The organism is Providencia rustigianii DSM 4541 (genome assembly GCF_000156395.1).
GTDB lineage: Bacteria > Pseudomonadota > Gammaproteobacteria > Enterobacterales > Enterobacteriaceae > Providencia > Providencia rustigianii.
In genome coordinates this window covers 585,573-611,261 of record NZ_GG703817.1, presented here as the reverse complement: position 1 = coordinate 611,261, position 25,689 = coordinate 585,573, and the positions used below count along the sequence as shown (strand labels likewise).

Genomic DNA, 25,689 nt, shown 5'->3' with positions numbered 1-25,689 from the left:
AGATACGTAAGGGAAACTGAGGTGGTCATATGAAAATTAAATGCTTTAGTACAACTGACTTACCCGTGTTTGAGTGGAATGATAACTGTGGCACTAGCCAAGAAGTCTTTTGCTGGCCCGTTGCATCTGATTACTCGCTACGTGCCAGTATTGCGAAGATTGAACAATCAAGTTTTCTAAAGCAGTACCCTGAAGGGGAAAGGCTTACAATCCTGTTGGATAACCAAACGCTACGAATACATGATAACCACCGGATTGACGAATATTTTCATCAAGTTGGTGAGTCTATTCGATGTCCTGCTGAACTGTATGTCAATGTAGAATTACAACAGCCAATACGATTAATGAATTTTATCTACCGTTCAGATCGTTGGAATGTGAGAAGTTATCTCATTGACTCTCAGCAGCAACTCCCCGCACATCAAGCTGGATTAGTGTATGTATTATCAGGAGAGTGGCTAGTGTCTGGCGGTAACTGTGAGCGAATGTCTGAGGGGGATGGCGGCTGGTGGCTTCCAGATATTAGAACAGGGGAGTTAACCCCCTGTAGCTTCGATAGCCAATTACTTTGGATAGAATGTATCCCTTGCTAACTACTTGCCAGCCCAATGGCAGCGAAAGTTAACATGCCTCCTGCTACACCTTCGGTGATACGGCGATTCTTATCACTATATTTGCGTTTATTATGCATGGAAGCGAACAACATGCCGATAACACCATAAATAACAATGCACGAACTAATAAATGTCGCTGATAATATTAAAGATTGTATTGCAACACTCTCGGAGACATGGATAAAATTGGGCAATATAGCAAAATAGACTAATAGTCCTTTGGGGTTAAGAAAGCTAGTTAGGAATGCTTTGCCAATCACCGCTTGGGTCGATATGGGTCGCACCTGAAATTCTCTGGCATGAATCGCAGAGAGAAGCATTTTTACTGCTAAATAAGCGACATAGGCGACACCAACCCATTTTATGGTGTTAAATATTAGTGGGGATGTGGCAACAATTGCAGCTAACCCAAGTGCAGCAAGAATAGCATGTGTCATGTAACCGAGGATAATGCCCAAATTAGCTTTCCAAGCGGCGGACATACCACCTGAAAGCCCCTGTGAAGAGATAAATAAAATATCCGGTCCAGGTGTACAAACCAGAGGGATCACCGTTGCGCTAAACAGTAATAACGTTTGTAGCTCCATCAAACACCTCTATTTATTGTTATTTCATACCGGAAATTGATGCTGGTCATTATAGCTATTTTTTGTTGAAATTTGGTTGTTTTGTTGCTTGCTAATAACGTGTGTTTGACATTTAATATCAAAAAATAAAAGCAAAAGAGGTTGGCATGCCAAAGGGCGTAGGGTTGAACAATTCGGACAAAAATGAACTAGAACATCATAGTTCATCATCCATCAAATTAGATGCTATTGATAAGCATATTCTTCAAGTGCTACAGCGCGACGGTAAGATTCAAAATGTTGAGTTGGCAAAAGAGGTCGGTTTATCACCATCACCTTGTTTAAGGCGTGTAAAACTACTGGAAGATGCCGGCGTTATTAAGCGTTATGTTGCGGTCTTAGACGGAACTAAAATTGGTGCGGGTTTATCTTTATTTGCCCGCATCTGGTTTAAAGCTCAAGACGCGCAGACAATTAATCAATTTGTTGCGGACATTCAAAAGATGCCTGAAGTAGTGGAATGTCATTTAATGGCGGGTGAATGTGATGCATTGATCCGTATTGTTACTGAAGATATGGCGTCTTACCGCCGTTTTCATGCAGATTATTTGACCCAGATTGGTAGTGTACAGAGCATTAAAACGGAAGTGCCAATGGAGACTGTTAAAGTTACGTACGCATTACCTTTATAGATTTTCCTATCAAATATAATGGCTCTTGGAGTGAGTCGCCTCCAGAGCTATTTGCACACGCTATTTTTCGTTAGTGAAGTGAATATGAATGGTTTCAGTCATTCATTGAATTTCATTTTAATACAGAAGATATCAATATGAGGGATGAGACTCTCACAATGCTAGAAAAAGCGAATAAATTACCCAATTGGCAGACATTGAAATTAATCCTAAGCTCATTAATTGTCTTTAATTTTTACCTAGCCTCCAATCCTGTTGTGAAAGTTGATTATTCAATATTAATTAACCTATTTGATTTAGTGCTTATTCCTATGTTTGTATTTATTGCGGCATATACCAGCAAAGGAATTTCATGGCAGGATTGGCATACCCACTTAATTCCACCATTGATAATTTATGTCACATTCCAGACGCTTGATGCTATTCCTTTGTATTACACGGGGACATTAAGCATTGAGAAATATTTATTATTTCCTCAAAATGGGGTTTGGTTTTTCTTGGCTGTGCCAATATGGCAAGCGTTTTTTTTATTGTTGCCTCTCGGAATAAAAAGTAAAGGAATAGGGTTATTTATTACGTTACTGCTTAGCCTTTTTATTGCCTTTTGGGCAGTTCATTCCCTTTTGGAAAGAACCAGTTTTGCTGCAATCTTGCAGTATTTTCCATTCTTTGTCGTGGCCTACTTTTGCGATGATAAAAAATTAGAATGGCTCCGTCGGCATACTTTTTTTGTTGCCCCTTTGATGATCATATTGGTTGGGTTTTATTTTTATTTTCAATCTGAAATTGAAAGTTTATTGATGCAGGTATTCGGTCATAGACTCTTAATCTGTGCATTTTTTATGCAGATATTTTCGTTTTTAGTCGGGGTGTTGATTGCGATTGTGGCTATTTGTTTTGCATTATCCACGGTGCGCTTTGTAAAAATAGCGAATAATGCGCTAGGTGTGTATTTAATACATCCTATTATTTGTTTTTTATTGTTAACGGGAGTAGGGGCTTTAAATATTGAAACTGGGCTTTCGATATTAATAGCATTAACACTGATTACGATTATTTTAGCGCTTCTACTGTCGACCAACCCAGTGATTCACTGGTTTTTAAATCCACAGATAAAAAGTAAAAAATAAATATACTCAGTACAGGGTAAATGCAGAGAGTGCTAAATAAAAAGGCTTACTGGGTTCCAGTAAGCCTTTATGTAACTAATCGCTATTTATTGACGTAGTGCTTTAATTTGTTCTGGGGTGACATCTGCTGGTTGCCCTCCCCATTGGACTCGAAGGAAGTTCACCAAATTCGCAATTTGCTGATCATCGAGTTTGTCCGCAAATCCCGGCATGCTTTGCATATTTTGGTTATTTGGGAACGGTTGTTCTGGTAAACCATCTAGAATCGCATTAATGAGGTTGGTACTATCCACATCACGTAATGTGGAATTACCTTTCATTGCTACAGACACATTCGGTTTTCCACTACCATCATAAGAGTGACATCCGGAACAGGTTTCGAGGTAAACTTGCTTTCCTTGTGGATTACCTTCCCCCATTTCGAGTGGTAATGTGGCTGGTGGATTGTCCCCCATCAGATAGGTTGCAATGGCTTTATTATCTTCCGGTGTTAAATGTTGAGAGCTGAGATAAATAACTGGATGCATATCACTGTAAGCTGAACCTTGAGGCGCCAGTCCCGTCATAAAAAACTGTTGCAGGTCTTCCTTGTTCCAACCGCGTGCAGCAAGGGCTTCAGGTGTAATATCAGGGGCAGTAAAACGACCTAATGAGCCACCTTTCATGTACTTATCTAACTCCATCTCCCCAAATATCCCTCTTGGTGTATGGCACTCAGCACAGTGCTCTAACACATTAACCAAGTATTTACCTCGCACCCATTCAGGTGAGCTACCTTGAGAGCTATTAGGTAGCGGTTTATCATTGAAAAATAAAAGATTCCAACCAATCATTGCCATACGCTGATTTAGTGGGAATGGAAGAGAATTTTCTGGTGGAGCGACATCTACCGCAGGGCGGCTCATTAAATAACTATAGATGGCATCAGAATCGCTACGCGTCATTCCTTTGTATGATGTATATGGCATCGCAGGGTAAAGATTTTTACTCGGCGGCGAAATCCCTTCAGTTAACGCTTTGTGGAACTCTTCTTTAGTCCATCGACCGATACCATAATCAGCAGAGGGGGTTAAGTTACTGCTATAAATGGTACCAAATGGCGTATCAAGTGGAAAACCTCCCGCTAGCGGTGCACCATTAGCACTGGTGTGGCATGCTGCACAATCACTAGCAAGAGTGAGGTAGCGACCACGTTCGATTTCTTCTGCACTTGCTGTGACTTTTTGTACTGGACCGTCGGGTTTGCGACTTTCATACCAATAGAGAACCGCCCAGACGACGATAGCTATTGCTATTAACCATAAAATAATGCGCTTAATCATTTTATCGTCTCCTTGATCAGCCCTGGAGTACTCATCACGACATCACGCACTGCTTCATAATAGCGAACATAACCTGTGCAACGACAAATGTGGTTATTCAGGGCTTCTTTAATCGCATCTTCCAAGTCAGCTTCTGCAATTGGATTACGTTGTAATTCTTCAACAAAAATTGTTGCTGCGTTGACAAAACCGGGGGTGCAGTAACCGCATTGGAAACTAAAATTGTCGATAAATGCTTGCTGTACAGGGGATAGTTTAACTTCACCATTTTCTTCTTTAGTGGCAGCCCCTTCGATAGTACGAATGCGTTTATTGTTGAAGAAGTGCGCTCCTGTGATGCAGGTTCGTACTTCTTCACTCGTACCCGATGGGTTATCTAAAATCACTACGCATGCGTGGCAAATTCCTTGTCCACAGCCAAGTCGAGAGCCTGTGAGATCGATATATTCGTGAAGAAAGTCGATCATCATGAGACCTTCAGGCACATCCATCGGTCCATATTGCTGACCGTTAATGTTGATGGTAAGTGGAAGTAAATTTAGGCTCATGATAATACCTCTAGAATGTCTTTAGGGCGAACAGGTAGGCTTAAAAAATGGTGTCCTGTTGCATCAGCTATCGCATTAACGATGGAAGAAACGACGGGGATCATAACGACTTCAGCGACCCCTTTCGGTGGATCGGTTTCGGATAACCCCGGAAGGATTTCACTGGTTTGTTTCCAAACAGCGACTTCACTTGCCAGAGGTAAGTGGTAACGGTTGAAGTTCCACGTTCCATTGCCCGGTCCATCTTCATACAGAGGTAAATATTCATGGAGCGCATGACCGATTCCCATAGCAAGCCCACCTTGAATTTGTCCAGAAACTAACTGAGGAACAATCAGGTTACCGCATTCCACTACGCTATGGTGGTCGAGTAACTCGACATGACCTGTAGCTTTATCAATAGCAAGCTCTGAAACGGTGGCGACAGCACTGTAATAAGTTACGCCAGCATTATTTCTTTGGGTATCAGGATAGTAGGCTTTTTGACGTTTCCAAACTTGGTAATCTTTATTGGCAAAACGTAGTGATAGTCCGTCAATAGGGAGACGACGAGTTTCATCGTTTATATGGAAATCAGCTTCCGCCCATTCCCAACGGTTAAACACATGGCAAACGGCACCGGTTAAGCCTCCCATTTCAAAGGTACGGTCGATCAAACGCTGCAAGCTGAGAACTTCTAAGCCATCGGCGGTAAGCCCATTAGCGACCCAGCGAGCATCTTCACGCCGTACGACTAATGGTGCCGCTTGTCCACCACCAATACCTTCTTGCCAAATAGACATTGCCGCAGGCCAAAGCCCATACTCAAAGATTAATCTAGCGGCTTCTTCCGTACTATGAGTAAAGTAATAAGCGGAGTTACTGGCACTCGCAGGAGAGCAATAATTCGGTGTCCAAAGTGGATCTAACGAAAGTTTATTTTGCTCATCTTGTGACATGGCAAATGGATTCCCTGTGGATACCATAGGCAATACAGACCAGTCGATGACAGAAAAATGGGCTTCTTCTGCGGGTTTACCTAACCATTTAGCACATACGACGGCTTGGGATGTGGACATTCCTGTCCCAATTTCAGCCCCACTATGGTAAATCGCTATTTTTCCTTCAGACGTTAGCTCGACGCGGGCAAAAGAGGATTCGGCACCTGTACCAAAATCTTTCTGAACACAGGAAATTCCTGTACCAAACAATTTACCGGCATTCTTCGCTTCAAAATCGGCTTTTCGTGAGGCTCTTTCTGTCCACATTGGATGGTCAGCACAGCGAATTAGTACTTCATCGGCACGAATTGCACCTCCAGGGATCGCTCCTTGGGTATTTTTCATTCCCGATTTAATGATATTTTTCAAGCGAAATTCTATAGGATCGGCATTGAGCAGTTTTGCTGCTTCTTCCATCAACATATCTGTAGCAGCCATGGCTTGTAATGTCCCATAGCCACGAGCGGAGCCTGCATCCACAGCTCGCGATGCAATACCGACCGCAGATAGGTCACTTCGAGGAATATAATAGATAGCTTGAGCGCCGGTCGCGCCTACCATGACAACCGAAGGGGTAAAGTTACATCGACCACCACCATCACCAATAAATGAAGCTGAAAGTGCTTCAATTTTATGGGTTTTCTTATTAACTGCGAGAGTGTAATCCATGTCGAACGCATGGCGTTTGATGGTGGATTGAAACTGTTCATAACGGTCATTGGCTAAACGGATCGGTACACCATCACCATATAACGTTGCCATCGCACCATAATACGGGAATGGGGTATGGTCTTTTGATCCATAACCTACAGTAAAGCAAGGGTGTAAGAAAATTTGCTTGATAGGGAATTTGCTTTTCGCCAGCATTTCAGGGAGTGAACCTGCAACTTCCTGTGGTGACTGGGTAGGGATAACCAAATGAAATGATTGTGTTTTAGCATCGTACCAACCATTGGCATTATCCGGTTCTAATGCAGAGGTATCGATAGATTGTGAGGCATATTTACGTTTGATAATTAGCCAATCTTCGGGCGGTTTTTCCAATAGTTTGGCAAGCTCATCCGCATAATACATGCCTTCCTCGTCGAGCTTTCCACCTTCACGACCTTCTGGCCAAATAGGTAAGTGCTTTTTCATTCCAATCGGGGAGATCGGCATATCTTTCAGGCTGGAATAAACATCGGGAGAAAATGGCGTTTCACCACCGATACGAACCCCTCGATAGCTGCCCCATGGGTCACGTTCCAATGGACCTGTATATGCGCCGTATTGGATCACGTCATCACGAAATTTGAGTGTTTCTTTTGCAAAGCTAAATTTGGCAAAGTCATGGTAAACAAGCAAAGCAACGGCTTGGCCTAAATATGCAGGGGTTTTTCCAGTCGGAAGTAGTAGGTCATCGCCGTAGAATTCAGGAAATGCGACGCCATCTTTTTCTAAATCACTTGCAGTGACAATACGGTCAGGCATTAACCCGTTATTGAGTAAATCGAGGTTAAAACCTTCATAAATTTTATCTGCTTGGGTTACTCGTAGTAGAAAAGCATGCCCTTGTTGTTTGGGCCAATGGGGAATGTCGCGCGCTCGAATATCTCTAGCAAAGACTTTTTCACCTTGTACTTTTGCATAGCCATCCATGCGAAATTTAATTTTTTTATCGACAGGATTCCAGTCTGGGGCTTGTAGAATTTTCTCCTCAAATAGCACATCAAAAGCTCGGCTATATAAAGGGGCGATATAACAAGAGATCCCAGCAACGACAGCACATTTTATAAAGTGTCTGCGGGATAGTCCGACATGATTATTGCTCATAATAAACCCTTACACTTATTTTTCATTGCTTCACATTATTATTTTTTATTTCATTGCTTCGTGTCGTAATATAAATTTTTATATATCAAAAAATTATCATCTAAATATGATTGGAATTGACTGAATTAATGCAGCAAAAGTTGCCATAGTAATTCTGTACTTATTATTTATAATATAAACAATAAGTACAATTATGTATAATGTAAATCATGAATATAGGCATATTAATATTAGCGGCTGGAAAAAGTGAACGTTTTCAAAATACTGGTGGTTGTGGAAGTAAATTAAATTATATCCTTGAGCAACAAACAGTTTTTAAAAAAACACTTTTAAATTCAATGGGTAGTGGATTTCCTATCCACGTAATAACGCGTTCTGATAATGAGGGTGTTATTAATAATTGTTTACAATTTAATATCCCACATTCCTTGCTAAATAGTGATGGATTAGGAAAATCCATAGCGTTAGGTGTTAAAAATACACCAAATTGGGATGGATGGTTAATTCACTTAGCGGATATGCCATATATTGACCGTGAAATATTTATTCAGGTTGAGCGTAAATTAAACAAATATTCATTGGTACGCCCAGTATATAACGGGATTCCAGGACATCCGGTAGGAATATCGGCAAAATATAGACAGAATTTAATGCACTTATCGGGGGATGATGGTGCAAAATCAATATTACAACATCAATTTGTTTATGAAATGCAGATAAATGATGAAAATGTCATTAAAGATATTGATTATCTCCCGAATAAAAATCAATAGGAATTCAATATGCTGCGTGAAGATGTTTCCGTTATTGCTCAAGCAATTCAATGGGTAAGGGAAGAACCTGTTTGGTTATGTACGGTGTTGAGCACCTATGGTTCATCTCCGCGAAGTCCAGGTTCATTATTGGTTGCTAAGGGAGATGGAATATATGTAGGCTCCCTCTCTGGTGGATGTATTGAAGAAGATTTTATTCAACGAATTCAACAAGGTCAGTATTTAAAAAATAGTCAAGTTGTTCGTTATGGGCAAGGTGGTGTAGAAGCCAAAGTCAATTTACCGTGTGATGGTAGCTTAGATGTACTTATTGAGTATTTACCACAAAATAAATTTTCTTATCAATACCTAATTCAAATTCAAACTGCACTTCTTGGTTACTCCGCTATTATTAAAAAGCTAACCTTACCTAATGTGAGCGAAATTATTACAGTTCAAGATTCTCAGCACCCAACTCATATTGAACGCAATGGAAATGATATTCAGTTTTATATTACTGCTCCGCCTAAATTAATTATTGCAGGCATCTCTAACGTGGGTGTTTATTGTGCAAATTTTGCCTTAGCCCTTGGTTTTGAAGTGATTATTTGTGAGCATAGAGAGGATGAGCTATCTCGTTTTGCCGGGCAAATTGCAGAACAAATTGAGATTAAAAAGATATTTCCTGCGCGTTTCTTAGAAGAAAATCCAAGCACATCGAATACAGCAATTGTGTCGTTAACTCATGATCCCCGTATAGATGACTTAACGCTGATGGAAGCGGTTAATACTTCAGCATTTTATATTGGTGCCATGGGCTCAACTCGAACAAGCGCCAAGCGCAGAGAGCGTTTATTAAATTCAGGTGGTTTAACGATTGAGATGTTAGAGCAGATACATGCCCCGATTGGTATTCCTATTGGCAGTAAAACCCCACCAGAAATTGCGTTAGCGATTATGGCGGATATTGTGGCACATAAGAATGGAGTAGGTGATAGGTGTTTAAGTCTGGATGAGGCTTTCTAGGACTGCGGTTCATGTGATTGAACGATGAAAAAAACCTAAAGCATGAAGTACTTTAGGTTTTTCAATTGATAAAAATGGAATAAATTATTAATTAAACGTTAAACAAGAAGTTCAGCACATCACCGTCTTTAACAATATACTCTTTACCTTCTGCCCGCATCTTACCGGCTTCTTTTGCGCCTTGCTCACCACGGTATTTGATAAAATCTTCAAATGCGATAGTTTGCGCACGGATAAAGCCTTTTTCGAAGTCAGTGTGGATTTTACCCGCGGCTTGTGGAGCAGTTGCACCAACAGGGATGGTCCATGCACGGACTTCTTTCACGCCAGCGGTGAAGTAAGTTTGCAGGTTTAATAATTCGTAGCCTGCGCGGATCACACGGTTCAGACCTGGCTCTTCAATACCTAAATCAGCCATAAACTCATCGCGTTCTTCGTCATCTAACTCTGCGATATCGGATTCAATTGCAGCGCAAACAGGAACAACTACTGAACCTTCCGCTTTCGCAATTTCATGAACTTTATCTAAGTAAGGGTTATTTTCGAAGCCATCTTCACTGACGTTAGCAATGTACATTGTTGGCTTCAGGGTTAAGAAGCTTAAATAACGGATAGCAGCTTTATCTTCCGCAGTTAAATCTAATGAACGTAACATACCAGCTTGTTCTAAGTGCGGTAAGCATTTTTCCAGCGCTTCTAATTCTGCTTTCGCATCTTTATCACCGCCTTTGGCACGTTTTTGTACACGGTGAATAGCGCGCTCACAAGTATCTAAGTCTGACAATGCCAGTTCAGTATTAATAACTTCGATATCTGAAGCAGGGTCAACTTGACCTGCAACGTGAATGATATTGTCATCTTCAAAACAACGAACAACATGACCAATCGCTTCAGTTTCACGAATGTTAGTTAGGAATTGGTTACCAAGACCTTCACCTTTAGATGCGCCCTTAACTAGACCCGCGATGTCAACAAATTCCATCGTGGTTGGTAGAATGCGTTGAGGCTTCACAATTTCAGCTAATTGATCAAGACGTGGGTCTGGCATTGGCACAACACCCGTGTTTGGTTCAATCGTACAGAAAGGGAAGTTGGCTGCTTCGATGCCGGCTTTGGTCAATGCATTAAATAGAGTGGATTTACCCACGTTAGGCAGACCAACGATACCGCATTTAAAACCCATATGTTTCTCACCTTAAATAGCAAGGAGCAGGCGAGTGCTGCCCCTGATGTTTAGAAAATTGGCGCTGATTATACACAAAAACTCGTGTTAGATGAAATCAACTCTTAGGCTGTGGCTTTAAAGCCATGTAAGCGGTTAATTGCCTTATCCATTCCATCGGATAACAGAATCTCAGTGCAGCGTAATGCCTCATCGATGGCATCATCAATGAGTTTTTGTTCAGACATCGGCGGTTTACCCAAAACAAAGCCGACAACCTTATTTTTGTCACCCGGATGACCAATACCAATGCGTAAACGGTAGAAGTTTGGATTATTTGCAAATTTACTTTGAATATCTTTCAGACCGTTATGTCCGCCATTACTGCCACCGAGTTTCATTTTTGCTACCCCCGGAGGTAAATCGAGCTCATCGTGGGCAACTAATATCTCATCAAGGTTGATACGGTAAAAATTAGCTACCGCCGCCACAGATTTCCCACTGAGGTTCATAAATGTGGTTGGTACTAACAGGCGAATATCATCACCGCCAATATTAATACGCGCGGTATATCCAAAAAATTTAGATTCTTCTTTTAACGACTGATTATGACGTCTAGCCAGTAAGTCCACATACCATGCACCAGCATTGTGGCGAGTTTGTGCATATTCAGCACCCGGATTGGCTAGTCCAACGATTAATTTTATTTTACTCACGGCGACTTTTTCACTGTCAATTTATAGAAATTATTGAATAGTTTACCTCGTGAGGCGGTGGATGTACAAAGTTGTCATCAATAAGGTTTCTATGGAAATTATTAACAAGTGAACTATTCAGAAATATTATTAATTGATAAAGAGCACATTATGAGTAGATTTTATGAAGTTCTTTTGTACATGTGAGGCTTATCGCAAATAAATTTACTTAATGAGCTATACTCTTTACATAAATACAAAGTTTTACCGAAATTTTTTTAATGCTTGCTTATCAGTGTACTGATAATGGAGGTAGATATGAAACGGAAAATGGTTAACTTGGTCGGTAATGGGTTAATGGTTTTGGGTATGGTAGGGATGATAGGCAGCATAGGTTTAAACCTATTTTCTCATGTTGTTGAATTAGGACTACCCGATATCATCGTCAATGGCACATTATTTGGTATTTTCATTGGCGCTTTAGTTTGGTTGGTGGGTGCAAGAATGAGTGGTCGAGAAAAAGTAGAAGACCGTTACTGTCTACTGAAACGACTACATCATCCACGTAATGATAATCATCGTTACCCATAACGGTAGCTGAAGAAATAGTCAGTTAAGCTTATCGAATCTAAATAAGAGTGAAATTGGTCATTGATGAATTTCACTCTTATTTTTTGCCTGCACAAAATAAAGCCCCTACGGTTGATGAACAACGGTAGGGGCGCTATATACTACTATCTTGCTATGTGACGCGGGAACAACACCTGAAAATGTTAAAACGGGGTCATCAGACCCCGCTTAGCAAATTAGTGTTCGAACATCGCTGAAATAGACTCTTCATTGCTGATACGGCGAATAGCTTCGGCCAGCATGCCTGAAAGGGTCAGGGTGCGAACTTTGTTCAGCGCCTTGATTTCAGGAGAAAGAGGAATTGTGTCACAAACAATAACTTCATCAATGACTGAATTTTTGATGTTGTCTACAGCATTGCCTGAGAAGATTGGGTGAGTTGCGTATGCAAATACGCGTTTAGCACCACGCTCTTTCAGCGCTTCAGCTGCTTTACACAGTGTGCCACCCGTATCAATCATATCGTCAACTAAGATGCAGTCGCGACCAGAAACATCACCAATGATGTGCATAACTTGAGAAACGTTTGCGCGAGGGCGACGCTTATCAATAATTGCCATATCAGTGTCATTCAGCAGTTTAGCGATTGCTCTAGCACGTACCACGCCGCCGATGTCTGGAGATACAACGATTGGGTTTTCTAAATTCTTCTGCAACATATCTTCCAGAAGGATTGGGCTACCAAATACGTTATCAACAGGAACATCAAAGAAGCCCTGGATCTGCTCTGCGTGTAAGTCAACAGTAAGAACACGGTCAACGCCCACACTGGACAGAAAATCGGCAACAACTTTAGCGGTGATTGGTACACGGGCAGAACGTACGCGACGATCCTGTCTAGCATAACCGAAGTAAGGGATAACAGCGGTAATACGACCAGCAGATGCACGGCGTAAGGCATCGACCATAACAACCAATTCCATCAGGTTATCATTGGTAGGTGCGCAAGTTGACTGGATGATAAAAATATCACCACCGCGAACATTTTCATTAATTTGAACACTGACTTCGCCGTCGCTAAAACGACCAACAGCCGCGTCTCCAAGATTAGTGTAAAGGCGGTTAGCAACACGTTGTGCTAGTTCCGGTGTAGCGTTACCAGCAAAAAGCTTCATATCGGGCACGAGAAAAACCTCAGGCTTGCGTCCAGAGAGATATTGTTGACCAACAGCAATGATGGATAAACCACCGCTTATTGGTGCAATACACGGGTTATCCCAGCGCGGAACTTGTGCAGCGGAGAAACATTCGCTCCTTGAGCGACGAACCCTTGCACCCACGATGGGGCTTTATTTAACACCTTCAAGGCATCTGCTTGTGTTTCAAACTCAGAAAAAACACAAGCACCTGTTCCTGTCAGGCGAGACGGAGCATATTCTAACAGCCAAGAAACTAGCTGTTCAACCTCACGAAAACGTTTTCTTGCGATTGGTTCACAGTCATTAGCGTACGGAGCCAGTAATAATGCGGCTAAGGAGCGTTTTGGAGAATTTCTATTTAATTCTGGATCTGTGAAGATCATCGGTGTTGAGATTTCAATTCCGGGGTGAGCGACTAAGTACCAACGTTCTTTTGGTTCCGCTGGGGTTAATATTTCACCAATCCCTTCTGCAAACGCAGCATGACCCCGAACAAACACAGGGACATCTGCTCCAAGATGTTTACCGAGTTCAGCAAGAGTGTCATCAGAGAGTTGAGTTCCCCAATGCTCATTCAATGCAATTAGCGTAGTGGCTGCATTCGACGACCCGCCGCCAATTCCCCCCCCCATAGGCAAGACTTTATCGATACAAATATCTGCGCCAAGTGGACCTGGATGATTGAGCACCATACGGCAATGAGCTTGTAGGCTTTTTGCCGCACGGACAATCAAATTTTTGTCTACATCCACTCCTGCCATTGTTGTAAGCAGATTAATCTGGTCATCTTGACGGGGTGTGAATGTAATTTGATCCCCATAATCTAAAAACTGAAATAACGTTTGTAGCTCATGATAACCATCGGCACGTTGACCAGTAATGTATAAAAAAAGATTCAATTTTGCGGGTGAAGGCCAAGTTAACGTCATTTTTTCAGGGTCCAACTGTCCATTTTCAATTTGATAATTTTATCTTTTTGGTGCAATTCCATCTGGCTTGGTAACATTGGCGAGGTTTTAGTATCGTAAGACAGATAATCCAAATTCCATGTCTCGCCATTCACGCTAAATGTCACTGATTTTAACAGGTGATTACTATCAAGGGTATACTCGGTTGCCCGACCTGGAGAGCCAACTAACCATGCGGTCAAATCATCAATAGGAATATCCATTCCAGTCAGTTGGTAAATTAGCTCACTGGGCACATCGCTCATGTGAGTTTGACCTTCTTTGGTCACTAATTTTGCTAAATCTGGCTCCACATTGAGCTCAAGTTCACGGCTACCAAGAGGGTTAGTGAGCAGTAAACGATATTTTTCTGGGGTATATTGTTGCCAAAAAAACTTTGCATATGTCTTAGTTTCAGTTCCCGTACCTTGTCCTCCAATATAGACGAAGGAGCCACGGGTTTGATAATCCCGTAATTCAGCAACTTGAGCTTGATGTTTTTGCCACTGTTCATCTAAAGATGACGACGTGCCTTTTGTGGTATCTTGTGACGTTGTCACGCAAGCGGTCAGCAATAAGGCCGAGAAGGGAATTAACCGTAAAAAGCCTTTAGCTGGGCGAATAAACGACAGAGCAGAAGAAAATTGCATATCGATTCTCAAAAGGTTGTGAATGTTGATTGTATCGCAGATGAAATCATGAACATGTTTGTGATTTTAACCATTTTTTGATTTTACCAATAGTGAATCAGTCTTATTTTTGGCATCTCAGCCTATTGAAGCTATCGAAAACACCCATATGATTTCATCATATAACAACGTTAGAATGAGCTAAATTTCAGGAATATTGCGCTAATCTGGTTTAGTTATCAATGATAATGTCATGAAAAATATGGATTTGCTTTCTGTGCTTAATAAGTGTATCTCTAAAGCATCTTATTGATATTTAAGACAGACCGTCCGATAATTAGTTCAAATTTTGGGGTTAATCATCTTTCTGGGCGTTCGTCATTGAGTACCCGTAGAAACAGAAGCGTTAATCATCTACAATATACGAATATAAACTGCAGCAATGAGCTATTAAATTAGCATAATGCTGACAAATAAATTAGCAATGTGAGCAATGTGAGCAAGTCGTAAGCACAATGACCTTATTAGCTTTAGGCATTAACCATAAAACAGCACCGGTGGCTTTGCGTGAGCAGGTCGCATTCGGTCCTGAAAAAATAGACCATGCACTTGAGGAACTTCTTAAACAACCTCAAGTGAATGGTGGCGTTGTGCTGTCTACCTGTAACCGAACTGAATTGTATTTGAGCCTTGAATCTCAAGAAAAGGCGCAAGAACAATTAGTCAAATGGTTATGTGATTTCCATGGGATCACCGCCAAAGACCTTCAGCCAAGTTTGTATTGGCATCAAGATGCTAGCGCCGTCAGCCATTTGATGCGAGTCGCGAGCGGGCTGGATTCATTGGTACTTGGTGAACCGCAAATCTTAGGGCAAGTGAAAAAGGCATTCGCACTTTCACAAGATACCCATGCCTTATCTAGCGAATTAGAACGCTTGTTTCAAAAGTCATTTTCAGTGGCTAAGCGCGTTCGAACTGAAACGGATATTGGTGCAAATGCAGTTTCCGTGGCATTTGCAGCATGTACCCTGGCTAGACAGATTTTTGAATCACTCAATCATTTGAATATTTTATTGGTTGGTGCAGGAGAGACTATTGAATTAGTCGCGCGCCATTTGCGTGAGCATGGCGTGCAAAAAATGATGATTGCAAACCGTACCATTGAGCGAGCTGAGCTACTTGCCAAGGAAGTCAATGCGCAAGTTATCTCATTAGCCGATATTGACAGCCGTTTATCGGAAGCCGATATTGTCATTAGCTCGACAGCCAGTCCGTTACCGATAATTGGTAAGGGAATGGTTGAGCGTGCGATGAAAGCACGTCGTAGTAAACCTATGTTATTGATTGATATTGCAGTTCCCCGTGATATCGAGCAGGATGTAGAAAAACTCAGAGATGTTTATCTCTATACTGTTGATGATCTTGAATCTATCATTGCCCAGAACCTTGCACAGCGTAAAGCGGCCGCAGTTGAAGCGGAATTTATTGTTGAGCAAGAAAGTCGGCATTTTATGGATTGGTTGCGCTCACAAGCCGCAGTCTCTACAATTCGTGAATATAGAGAACAGGCGGAGGCGATTCGGGCAAGTATGACCGAAAAAGCGTTAGCAGCAATTAGCCAAGGTGCAGATCCTGAGCAAGTGATTATGCAGCTATCACAGCAGTTAACCAACCGCCTGATCCACGCTCCAACCAAGTCTTTGCAGCAAGCTGCGGGTAATGGTGATGTTGAGCGATTAAATCTACTTAGGGACAGCTTAGGGCTGGACCATCAATAACCACTTTTTAATCATAGGTCTGATATAACGAATGAAGCCTTCTATTGTCGCAAAACTAGAAGCATTACAAGAACGCTACGAAGAAATTCAGGCGCACCTTGCTGATGCAGGTGTGATTGCTGATCAAGACCGTTTTCGTGCTTTATCAAAGGAATATGCTCAGTTAACAGATGTTGCTAACTGCTTTACTGCTTGGCAAGCCGTTCAGGAAGATATTGAAACAGCTCAAATGCTGCTAGACGATCCTGAAATGAAAGAAATGGCTCAAGAAGAGCTAAAAGATGCTAAAGAGCGCAATGAAGAGCTGGAACAGCAATTACAGTTGCTGTTACTTCCTAAAGATCCTGATGATGAATATAACTGTTTTGTGGAAATTCGCGCAGGTGCGGGTGGAGACGAAGCGGCAATCTTTGCGGGTGATTTATTCCGTATGTATAGCCGCTATGCGGAAAGTAACCGTTGGCGTGTTGAATTAATGAGCACCAGTGATGGTGAACATGGTGGCTATAAAGAAGTTATCGCTAAAATTTCAGGTGACAGTGTTTATGGACGTTTGAAATTCGAATCTGGTGGTCATCGTGTTCAACGTGTCCCAGAAACGGAATCTCAAGGTCGTATTCACACATCTGCGTGTACGATAGCCGTTTTACCTGAATTACCTGAAGCTGAATTACCGGAAATTAGTCCTGCGGATTTGCGTATTGATACTTTCCGTTCATCGGGAGCTGGTGGTCAGCACGTTAACACCACAGATTCTGCAATTCGTATTACCCACCTTCCTACGGGGATCGTGGTTGAGTGCCAAGACGAACGTTCACAGCATAAAAACAAAGCGAAGGCGATGTCTGTATTAGGCGCGCGTATTCGTCAAGCTGAAATGGCTAAGCGCCATGAAGCTGAAGCGTCGGAACGTCGAAATTTATTAGGTTCAGGCGACCGTTCTGACCGTATTCGTACTTATAATTTCCCTCAAGGTCGTGTAACGGATCATCGTATTAACTTAACGTTATACCGTTTGGATGAAGTAATGGAAGGTAAATTAGATACATTGATTCAGCCGATCATTAACGAATACCAAGCAGACCAACTTTCAGCACTTTCTGAGCAGGACTAATGCGTTATAGCGAGTGGCTACAGCAGGCGGTCAAACGACTGTCTGCCAGCGAAAGTGCTAAGCGGGATGCACAAATTCTGTTACAGCATGCCACAGGGCGTAGCCGTACTTACATTCTTGCTTTCGATGAAACTGAGCTTTCGGCTCATGAGCTTCAGCAATTAGAAGAATTACTGCAACGCAGAGAATTTGGCGAGCCAATTGCTTATATTGTTGGTGAACGTGAGTTTTGGTCGCTACCGCTGTATGTTTCCCCTGCAACCTTGATCCCGCGTCCTGATACTGAGTGTTTAGTAGAACAGGCATTAATACGTCTTCCATCTACGGATTGCCGTATCCTTGATTTGGGAACTGGGACGGGGGCGATTGCGTTAGCACTCGCTTCTGAACGACCTAATAGCACGGTTATTGGGGTCGATTTTAATCCCGAAGCAGTGGTATTAGCTGAACGAAATCAACAACGTTTATCGATATTCAATGTGCGCTTCTCACAAAGTGATTGGTTTACTTCACTATCAAATGAACTATTTGATATGATTGTCAGTAATCCGCCTTATATTGATGAGGGTGATATTCATCTGAATCAAGGTGATGTGCGATTCGAGCCTGCAACTGCGCTAATTGCGGAGGAGCATGGGTTATCGGATTTGGCGCATATTATTGCTGAATCAAAAAGATATCTAAAACAGCAAGGGTGGTTACTTTTAGAACATGGCTGGCAGCAAGGTCTAGCAGTTCGTGAGCTGTTTAGTGAGAATGGGTACACCAACATTGAGACCTGTCTTGATTATGGTGGGAAAGATAGAGTTTCTCTTGGTCAATGGAATGGTTAAGCGGGCGATTGCAGTGGAATTGTCATGAAAACAATAGCAGATATTGAATTTAATCAGTTACCGTTAAGCGAAGGCATTATGATGGTTTCTCAAATCATCCGTAGTGATTTTCCGCTAAAGCAGCTGCAAGAGCAGTTAGATAACTATGTTGAAAAAGCGAGAGCTTTAATTGATTTGGATGAAGATAATCAATTAAAAATCGAACAGCTGATTAAATTGTTCTACGGAGAGTGGGGCTTTAGTCCCGCAAGTGGCATTTATGCCTTATCCGATATGTTGTGGTTAGATAAAGTATTAAGCTCTAAGCAGGGAACGCCCGTTTCTTTAGGTGCGATATTCCTATTTATTGCTGAGCAATTAGATATTGAAATTAACGCGGCTATTTTTCCAACACAATTATTGTTGGTCACTCATAAATCAGATGGCTCATCATGGTTTATTAACCCAATCAGTGGTGAAACCTTATCCCAGCATACTTTGAATATGTGGTTAAAAGGAACGATTGACCCATCAGCTGAATTTACTGATAGTGACCTTGATGTTGCTGAGCATAGCATCATTATTCGAAAAATTTTCGACACGTTAAAAGCCGCATTGATGGAAGAAAAGAAAATGGAGCTCGCATTGAAAGTTTGCGAGACTTTATTGATCCTCGATCCAGAAGATCCTTACGAAATTCGTGACCGTGGGCTAATTTTAGCGCATCTTGATTGTAATCATGTCGCATTAAGCGATCTCAACTACTTTGTTGAACATTGCCCTGAAGACCCTGTGTCTGAAATGATTAAAATCCAAATTTATTCGCTGGATAATTTTCCGGTCGTATTGCATTAATTAACGTATAGACAGTGAATCTGTCTTTAGATTAAAGGTAAGAGTATGCAACAGAAAGTAGTCAGTATCGGTGATATTAAGGTCGCAAACGATCTGCCATTTGTTCTGTTTGGTGGCATGAACGTTCTCGAATCTCGTGACATGGCGATGAAAGTGTGTGAACACTATGTCACTGTGACACAAAAATTAGGCATCCCGTATGTCTTTAAAGCGTCTTTTGATAAAGCTAACCGATCATCGATTCACTCTTACCGTGGACCCGGCCTAGAAGAAGGTCTGAAAATTTTCCAAGAAATCAAACAGACGTTTGGTGTGAAAATTATTACGGATGTGCACACTCCTGAGCAAGCTCAACCTGCCGCAGAAGTTGTCGATGTGATTCAATTGCCTGCATTTTTAGCGCGTCAAACCGACTTAGTTGCAGCGATGGCAAAGACAGATGCCGTCATTAACATCAAAAAACCGCAATTCATCAGCCCAGGACAAATTGGCAATATCGTTGAGAAATTCATTGAAGGCGGTAACGACCAAATTATCCTGTGTGACCGTGGAGCGAACTTCGGTTACGACAATTTAGTCGTCGATATGCTGGGCTTTAATGTGATGATGCAAGCGTCAAAAGGTTGCCCTGTGATTTTTGACGTGACCCATTCACTGCAATGCCGCGACCCATTTGGCGCAGCATCAGGCGGTCGCCGTGGCCAAGTCGCTGAATTAGCAAGAGCGGGCATGGCAGTTGGCTTAGCTGGCCTATTCTTAGAATCTCATCCAGACCCTGACAATGCGCGCTGTGATGGCCCTTCAGCATTACCATTGGACAAACTTGAGCCATTCTTGAAACAAGTTCAAGCGATTGATGAATTAGTAAAAAGCTTCCCTGAGCTGGATACTAGCTGTTAATTCAGGTTTCTGATGCAACTAAACGAAGTTGTTTCCATGTTCGGTGCTGACCTTCAGCACCGATATGGAGAAAAAATTCATAAAGTTACCCTGCATGGGGGTTTTAGCTGCCCAAATCGCGATGGCACCTTAGGGCGAGGTGGCTGTACATTCTGCAATGTGGCGTCCTTTAGCGATGAAAATCAAGCTACTCAAACTATTAGTCAACAAATTCAACAGCAAGTAACTCGGATCTCGCGAGCCAAACGCTATCTCGCTTACTTTCAAGCTTATACCAGTACTTATGCCGAAGTTCATCTCCTCAAACAGTTATATGAGGAAGCTCTTCAACAGGCAGATATTATTGGCTTATGTGTCGGTACTCGTCCTGACTGTGTTCCTGAATCTGTTCTTTCATTGCTATCTCATTATCGCCAACAAGGCTATGAAATCTGGTTGGAACTGGGATTACAAACAGCGCATGATAAAACGCTGCATCGCATTAATCGCGGACATGGTTTTGAGGCGTACCAGCAGACAACACAAAAAGCACGAGCCTTGGGGCTGAAAGTGTGTACGCATTTAATTTGTGGACTCCCCGGAGAAGATGCGGCAATGAATATGCAGACTTTAGAACGGGTTTTAGAATGTGGTACAGATGGTATCAAACTTCACCCTCTGCATATTGTAGAGGGGAGTGTCATGGCAAAAAGTTGGCGAGCGGGACGATTACAAACAATCTCTTTGGATGAATATACCCACATCGCAGGGGAGATGATCCGTCATACTCCCGATGATATTGTCTATCACCGGATCAGCGCTAGTGCAAGAAAACCAACATTATTGGCACCAGAATGGTGTGAGAATCGTTGGGTAGGAATGAACAGTTTATATCAATATCTACTGAACCATGGTAAGCAAGGCTCCGCACTTTAATTTTCTAACAAAAATAAGTCATTTCATAAATAATAATAAGGCACTTTATGTACCCAACTTTATCTTTCATCAAGCAAGCTAGCCGCCAATTCTGTTTAGGGGCGGTAGGGTTAATTTTTTCTCTACAGGCTGTCGCGCAATATGATATTACTCCTGAAGATAAAAAATTATTCGAACAAACCAAAGTCGCAGCTCAAAATAACGATACTAAAGCTCAGTATGAGCTAGCAGGAATGTATTTATCGGGAATTGGGGTCTTACAGAACCAAAAAAATGCGCAATTATGGGCAGAGAAGTCAGCGAAAGCAGGCAATGCAGATGCATATTCGTTACTCGCTGATATTATTTTTATTGGTGGTGATAGAGCGTTTACCGAAGAGTTTGTGAAAGCGCGAGAGTATGCAACTAAAGCAGTTGAAGGTGGAAGCGTTAGAGGAAAAGTGAGTTTGGCTGAAGCCTTAATTACACCAGAGTCAGGTTCAGTGGATTACCCTAAAGCGATTGCTTTGCTTGAGGAAGTGAGTGCTTTGAATAGTCAAGATCAGTTTATGGCGCCATTATGGTTAGGAATTATTTATTATGATGGAAATGGCGTACCAATGAATGAAAAAAAAGCGTTAGAGTGGTTCGCTAAAGCGGATGCGCTGACGTTTGCCGGCTTTGCTGAAGGACAAGCGTCATTTCAGTTCAATGACGGAAACAATGGCACTGTAAGAGATGATGAGCAAAAAGCAACAAAACTCCGTGCTATGGCTTGTGAGTTGGGTAACAAAGAAGGCAACGAGATGTACTGTTATTAATTTTTTGTCTGAATAATCATTTAAAGAGTGCCGCCATTGGTAAACAGTGGCGGCATTTTTGTTATTGATGAGCGACTCTTTTAGCGTCTTCGATTTGTTGCACTTCTTCCAGTGCACTTTTTAGTGAGTTTTGGAAACTAAGTACTCCTTCGATTGGAGTGACATTGGCCCTAGCTAAGGTTTTCAAGGGCTGGAATGGAATGTCACAGACGATAATATGTGTGTCTTTGCGTACGGCATCGATAAATTTCTGGAATGCATCTAATCCCCCCGCATCGAATACGGGCACCGCATCCCACTGCATAATGATAATGTCATAGCCGTGGCTCTTAACGCGTAGCTCATCAAAAATACGCTCGGCAGCTGCAAAGAATAGGGGGCCATTCACACGTACGACCAACAGACTTTTATCTTCCTTGGTTTCAGAGAGCTGTGTCACTCGCGTCATGTTAGCAATACGACGCATAAACAGTAATGATGCAATTACAATACCGACAGTAATCGCGATGACCATATCAAAAAGAACCGTTAATGACATACATAACAGCAAGACAATAATGTCATCTTTAGGTGCTCTGCGGATCAAACTAAATACTTTTCCGGCTGCACTCATGTTCCAAGCCACAATCAACAGTAAGGAAGACATTGCGGCAAGAGGCAAATAAGAGAGCAATGGCGCTAGAATAAGCAGCGTTAACAGCACTAGAACGGAGTGAACGATGGCTGATATTGGTGAGGTTGCACCTGCACGTACGTTTGCGGCGGAACGTGCAATTGCTGCGGTTGCCGTAATGCCGCCAAAAAATGGTGCTGCAATATTCCCCAGACCTTGCCCGATTAATTCGCTGTTTGAATGATGCTTTTTACCCGTCATATTATCGAGAACGACGGCACACAGTAGAGACTCGATTGCACCGAGTACGGCCATAGACAGTGCGGCTGGCATTAATGCCGTGATCATTGCCCAACTGATTGGCGCACTTCCCGGTAGTTCCCAAGGTAAAACGAATTGTGGGAGGATAGGTGGAATACCGCTGCCTTCAGTTCCATCTGGCAACAAATAGCTAAATTTAGAGCCAATTGTTTCAACATGGATATCAAATAGGGTAAAGACCCACATGATTAAAGTTCCCACAATGATAGCGGGTAGATGCCCTGGAAGACGTACTTTTAATTTGGGCCAAAAAATCAACACTAATAAGGTGGCTGAACCAATAATGGTATCGCTGTATTTCAACGTAGGAAATGCATTTGCGAGAGCAACCACTTTATCAACATAATTTTCAGGGACATGGAGCATTTGTAGCCCAAAGAAATCCTTGATCTGCATCGTTGCAATAGTGATTGCAATTCCCGAGGTAAAACCGAGAGTGACCGAAACTGGAATATATTCAATGAACTTTCCGAAGCGGGCAAATCCCATGGCAAGTAGGATGATCCCTGACATCAAGGTTGCCACTAATAAACCACTTAACCCGAACTGTTGTGAAACGGGATAGAGGATCACCACAAAGGCAGCGGTAGGACCGGAAACGCTATAACGAGAGCCTCCGGAGATAGCAATGACAATGCCCGCAATCGCTGCGGTATAAAGGCCATACTGAGGTGGAACACCACTAGCAATAGCCAGTGCCATAGCTAATGGTATAGCAATAATACCTACGGTGATGCCCGCGATTAAATCCTTCATAAAGCGAGCAAATGTGTATTTTTCTTTCCAACAGGAATCGATTAGTGCGCTAAAAGGGCGCAATTTATTAATATGTTTTGTACTCATTAAAACCCTACCAGAATAACAGGGTGAAAAATAAACGAAATAGAGGCTATGAGGATACGCCTACCGTAATAAAAAAATGTGTTATTTATCAATGAAAGCACAATTATCATAACGTTTTCAGTTGGAAAAGTAAAAAGGCGTTATTTTATACGGTTAATTTGATTAAACGTATTTTAAAAAATCATTAACGGTCAACTTTCTATTTTAAACATCACGTTAAACATAATAATATATAATTAATAATGAGTTTACTGGCTGATTAAATATCATCATAAGACTAACTAAAAACGATAGATAATAACAACCAGATCCAAAGTGTTAATACTAAATAACAGGCTCGATTAAATAAATTTCTAGTGCCAATCCAGCGTTCATCCATGCTTTTATGGTTTGATTTTTTAGGGAAAAGAACCTTAGAAGCATCATCAAAGGCATCTGTATTACCTTGTCTATAAATAAGCTTAAAAAAATGGTTATCAAGCCATAAACGATAAATATAATACTGACTAATGGTAAATAGCCCAGTACCAATAAATAAACTCCAGCGTTGGGCGTTAAAGCCAAAAAATAAACTAAATTGTCCAATTAGTGCCAGTAAGCTGCCAATAACTAGATAGCGCCAACTTTCTGTAAAAATAATAATCACTTCACCGCGATTTTTATCCATTAAATGGCTCATTATTGTTCTCTTTGAATATGAAATTGCTGGTACCAGTTATTTAACTGCTCAATTGTCGCACAATTTAAAATAACATGTGGTCTTGCTTGCTCCACTTGCCTAATTGCCTCATTAAGGGTCTTTGCCATTTTTTGATGAACTAGCCATGCCACAACCACCGTCGCACTACGAGAATAGCCGAGTTTACAGTGAACATAAACTGCACCATGTTGTGCCAGCCTATCCATAGTGTGTACAGCGCGTTCAATATCCTCGGGGCTTAGAGGTAACAAATCAATCTGTGGCTGGCTAGCATATTCTTGCCTTTGACTGTAAACGTTGCGAGGCCACTCGCAAGTCATATCGAGAACTGCTTGAGTTTGCAAAGGATACAGCGGGCGTCCTCCCAGAACGACTTTCTCATTTATGGTACTGGGTTGTCGACAATGCTTGGAATAGTAATGATAGGTTCCCCAAGCAATCAGCCGGTAAGGCAGTAATACCCATGCAGCAGAAAGAGATACATGACCTGATGGTGTTTTTTGGAAGACAGAAGCGCCAGCACCTAAGTAACCCAATGTCACTAAGGTTAACGCGACCGCTGGCCACAATAGCCACCAAGCGAAACCCTGAACAGAGAATGAAATCACGAAACAGAATAGAGCGCCTAACCCATAGTTTTTGGCAATTTTCAGGCTACGAGGACTTCCGGTGTAATGCCATTGCCAACGGGTATTGATTGGCAGCAGGTAGCTGATCATCACACCAGCAGCAAACCCAGTGACGACATCAATAAAGTGATGCTGCCACGTAGTTAGCACTGAGATTAAAATCAAGATAGACCAAGCATTTAAAAGCCAGCGCCATTGGTTTGGGGTATGAGCACGAAAACGTAGCCACAATAACCACAGCAAAATAATATGCAGAGACGGTGCTTGGTTATAGGGTAAATCGAATAATTCTAAACTGTCGAACATCCAACCAAATGCACTGTGTGTATCTGGTCGAGGAAAGCTAAATTTTAATGGGAACAGTAAAAAACCGACACAGGCAATGACTGATGCCATAACTAACCGTAGTCCATGAATACCCTGTTCTTGGCGGGTGACACAGATAAATAGAGAAATACCATAGAATAGGTCGATGCTCCAATAGGGGATGATCGTCCAAGGTATAAAGGGAATATGCTGCTCCCAGCTAAAAACATAGGAGGGGACGTTTGGTAACGTCGCTGTGTAGTGATTAACTTGTCCGTAAGTTAAAAAGAAAAAAGGGGCTAAAAATACTAGCCATAGCAGTCCATAAATCCAGATTTGGCGTCGTGAAGTCGTGGCGATATTTGAGGAGACGGCGGTCATAATCTTGATTATTTCCTTGGAATATTGTTATGGCATTATCGACTATGGGGATAATAAAAACCGCAGGTTATTGGTTGT

Annotated in this window: 25 protein-coding genes; 13 read left to right on the top strand and 12 right to left on the bottom strand. The window is 41.9% G+C overall.

The genetic code is table 11. From position 1 onward, the window contains the following. Positions 1–29 precede the first annotated feature (29 nt). A complete protein-coding gene (locus PROVRUST_RS02915; protein WP_006813197.1) occupies positions 30–593 on the top strand; it encodes a HutD/Ves family protein in 564 nt (187 codons plus the stop codon). Here the strand turns inward: PROVRUST_RS02915 and PROVRUST_RS02910 are convergent. After that, a complete protein-coding gene (locus PROVRUST_RS02910; protein ID WP_006813196.1) occupies positions 590–1,201 on the bottom strand; it encodes a LysE family translocator in 612 nt (203 codons plus the stop codon). The two genes, PROVRUST_RS02915 and PROVRUST_RS02910, sit on opposite strands and share 4 nt — an antisense overlap. Before the next feature lie 146 nt (positions 1,202–1,347). Here PROVRUST_RS02910 and PROVRUST_RS02905 point away from each other — a divergent pair, with 146 nt between their 5' ends. Beyond that, positions 1,348–1,872, top strand: a complete 525-nt coding sequence (locus PROVRUST_RS02905) for an Lrp/AsnC family transcriptional regulator (RefSeq protein WP_006813195.1) — start codon at positions 1,348–1,350, stop codon at positions 1,870–1,872. 257 nt (positions 1,873–2,129) lie between these two features. Further along, entirely contained in the window at positions 2,130–3,002 is an 873-nt protein-coding gene (locus tag PROVRUST_RS02900) for a hypothetical protein (RefSeq protein WP_248696620.1), read from the top strand. Positions 3,003–3,088: 86 nt separating this feature from the next. Here PROVRUST_RS02900 and PROVRUST_RS02895 read toward each other — a convergent pair whose 3' ends face one another. Genes PROVRUST_RS02895 through PROVRUST_RS02885 form a run of 3 tightly spaced genes read right to left on the bottom strand, consistent with a single transcriptional unit; the run spans position 3,089 to position 7,664 of the window. Continuing rightward, positions 3,089–4,324 (bottom strand): c-type cytochrome, encoded by a 1,236-nt coding sequence (locus PROVRUST_RS02895; RefSeq protein ID WP_006813193.1) that lies wholly within the window; start codon positions 4,322–4,324, stop codon positions 3,089–3,091. After that, entirely contained in the window at positions 4,321–4,872 is a 552-nt protein-coding gene (locus tag PROVRUST_RS02890; protein WP_006813192.1) for a (2Fe-2S)-binding protein, read from the bottom strand. Before PROVRUST_RS02890 ends, PROVRUST_RS02895 begins: the two co-directional genes overlap by 4 nt. Continuing rightward, positions 4,869–7,664, bottom strand: coding sequence for a xanthine dehydrogenase family protein molybdopterin-binding subunit (locus PROVRUST_RS02885; RefSeq protein WP_006813191.1), 2,796 nt, complete (start codon positions 7,662–7,664; stop codon positions 4,869–4,871). The genes PROVRUST_RS02890 and PROVRUST_RS02885 overlap by 4 nt, the downstream gene beginning before the upstream one ends. Before the next feature lie 209 nt (positions 7,665–7,873). Between PROVRUST_RS02885 and PROVRUST_RS02880 the strand changes: the two genes are divergently transcribed. Both PROVRUST_RS02880 and PROVRUST_RS02875 read left to right on the top strand, forming a co-directional pair. Next, positions 7,874–8,437: a nucleotidyltransferase family protein gene (locus PROVRUST_RS02880; RefSeq protein WP_006813190.1), complete on the top strand. Its 564-nt coding sequence runs from the start codon at positions 7,874–7,876 to the stop codon at positions 8,435–8,437. A gap of 9 nt (positions 8,438–8,446) precedes the next feature. Next, complete coding sequence (locus PROVRUST_RS02875) at positions 8,447–9,442, top strand: XdhC family protein (RefSeq protein ID WP_006813189.1); 996 nt, start codon at positions 8,447–8,449, stop codon at positions 9,440–9,442. Positions 9,443–9,533: 91 nt separating this feature from the next. Here the strand turns inward: PROVRUST_RS02875 and ychF are convergent, their stop codons facing one another. Both ychF and pth read right to left on the bottom strand, forming a co-directional pair. Continuing rightward, positions 9,534–10,625, bottom strand: a complete 1,092-nt coding sequence (gene ychF, locus PROVRUST_RS02870; RefSeq protein WP_006813188.1) for a redox-regulated ATPase YchF — start codon at positions 10,623–10,625, stop codon at positions 9,534–9,536. A 104-nt stretch (positions 10,626–10,729) separates the two neighbouring features. Next, positions 10,730–11,320, bottom strand: coding sequence for an aminoacyl-tRNA hydrolase (gene pth / locus PROVRUST_RS02865; RefSeq protein ID WP_006813187.1), 591 nt, complete (start codon positions 11,318–11,320; stop codon positions 10,730–10,732). Positions 11,321–11,617: 297 nt separating this feature from the next. Here pth and PROVRUST_RS02860 point away from each other — a divergent pair, with 297 nt between their 5' ends. Then, complete coding sequence (locus PROVRUST_RS02860) at positions 11,618–11,890, top strand: DUF2583 family protein (RefSeq protein ID WP_039854118.1); 273 nt, start codon at positions 11,618–11,620, stop codon at positions 11,888–11,890. Positions 11,891–12,105: 215 nt separating this feature from the next. Here the strand turns inward: PROVRUST_RS02860 and prs are convergent, their stop codons facing one another. From prs to lolB, 3 genes are all read right to left on the bottom strand, one after another. Further along, complete coding sequence (gene prs, locus PROVRUST_RS02855; RefSeq protein ID WP_039854115.1) at positions 12,106–13,053, bottom strand: ribose-phosphate diphosphokinase; 948 nt, start codon at positions 13,051–13,053, stop codon at positions 12,106–12,108. Between the two features lie 68 nt (positions 13,054–13,121). Then, entirely contained in the window at positions 13,122–13,997 is an 876-nt protein-coding gene (gene ispE / locus PROVRUST_RS02850) for a 4-(cytidine 5'-diphospho)-2-C-methyl-D-erythritol kinase (RefSeq protein WP_006813184.1), read from the bottom strand. After that, complete coding sequence (gene lolB, locus PROVRUST_RS02845) at positions 13,994–14,665, bottom strand: lipoprotein insertase outer membrane protein LolB (RefSeq protein WP_006813183.1); 672 nt, start codon at positions 14,663–14,665, stop codon at positions 13,994–13,996. Before lolB ends, ispE begins: the two co-directional genes overlap by 4 nt. A gap of 494 nt (positions 14,666–15,159) precedes the next feature. On the opposite strand from lolB, the gene hemA reads away from it, so the two are divergent. Genes hemA through PROVRUST_RS02810 form a run of 7 tightly spaced genes read left to right on the top strand, consistent with a single transcriptional unit; the run spans position 15,160 to position 21,818 of the window. Further along, on the top strand, positions 15,160–16,422 hold the full coding sequence (gene hemA / locus PROVRUST_RS02840) for a glutamyl-tRNA reductase (RefSeq protein WP_006813182.1): 1,263 nt from the start codon (positions 15,160–15,162) through the stop codon (positions 16,420–16,422). 31 nt (positions 16,423–16,453) lie between these two features. Then, the gene (prfA, locus tag PROVRUST_RS02835) at positions 16,454–17,536 is read left to right on the top strand and encodes a peptide chain release factor 1 (RefSeq protein ID WP_006813181.1); all 1,083 of its coding nucleotides are present in this window, start codon (positions 16,454–16,456) and stop codon (positions 17,534–17,536) included. After that, positions 17,536–18,369: a peptide chain release factor N(5)-glutamine methyltransferase gene (prmC, locus tag PROVRUST_RS02830; RefSeq protein WP_006813180.1), complete on the top strand. Its 834-nt coding sequence runs from the start codon at positions 17,536–17,538 to the stop codon at positions 18,367–18,369. Before prfA ends, prmC begins: the two co-directional genes overlap by 1 nt. A 24-nt stretch (positions 18,370–18,393) precedes the next feature. Continuing rightward, on the top strand, positions 18,394–19,203 hold the full coding sequence (gene sirB1, locus PROVRUST_RS02825) for an invasion regulator SirB1 (protein ID WP_006813179.1): 810 nt from the start codon (positions 18,394–18,396) through the stop codon (positions 19,201–19,203). Between the two features lie 45 nt (positions 19,204–19,248). After that, entirely contained in the window at positions 19,249–20,103 is an 855-nt protein-coding gene (gene kdsA, locus PROVRUST_RS02820) for a 3-deoxy-8-phosphooctulonate synthase (protein ID WP_006813178.1), read from the top strand. 12 nt (positions 20,104–20,115) lie between these two features. Further along, a complete protein-coding gene (gene mnmL / locus PROVRUST_RS02815; RefSeq protein WP_006813177.1) occupies positions 20,116–21,018 on the top strand; it encodes a tRNA modification radical SAM protein MnmL/YtqA in 903 nt (300 codons plus the stop codon). A gap of 47 nt (positions 21,019–21,065) precedes the next feature. Continuing rightward, positions 21,066–21,818: a tetratricopeptide repeat protein gene (locus tag PROVRUST_RS02810; RefSeq protein ID WP_006813176.1), complete on the top strand. Its 753-nt coding sequence runs from the start codon at positions 21,066–21,068 to the stop codon at positions 21,816–21,818. A 61-nt stretch (positions 21,819–21,879) separates the two neighbouring features. On the opposite strand, the gene dauA is transcribed toward PROVRUST_RS02810, so the two are convergent. The 3 genes from dauA to PROVRUST_RS02795 all read right to left on the bottom strand — a co-directional run bounded on the left by dauA (position 21,880) and on the right by PROVRUST_RS02795 (position 25,611). Beyond that, positions 21,880–23,595, bottom strand: a complete 1,716-nt coding sequence (gene dauA / locus PROVRUST_RS02805) for a C4-dicarboxylic acid transporter DauA (protein WP_006813175.1) — start codon at positions 23,593–23,595, stop codon at positions 21,880–21,882. Between the two features lie 277 nt (positions 23,596–23,872). Beyond that, on the bottom strand, positions 23,873–24,274 hold the full coding sequence (locus PROVRUST_RS02800; protein ID WP_006813174.1) for a hypothetical protein: 402 nt from the start codon (positions 24,272–24,274) through the stop codon (positions 23,873–23,875). Beyond that, positions 24,274–25,611 carry a phosphatase PAP2/dual specificity phosphatase family protein gene (locus PROVRUST_RS02795; RefSeq protein WP_006813173.1) on the bottom strand — a complete coding sequence of 446 codons (1,338 nt, stop codon included), beginning with the start codon at positions 25,609–25,611 and terminating at the stop codon, positions 24,274–24,276. The genes PROVRUST_RS02800 and PROVRUST_RS02795 overlap by 1 nt, the downstream gene beginning before the upstream one ends. Positions 25,612–25,689: the final 78 nt, after the last annotated feature.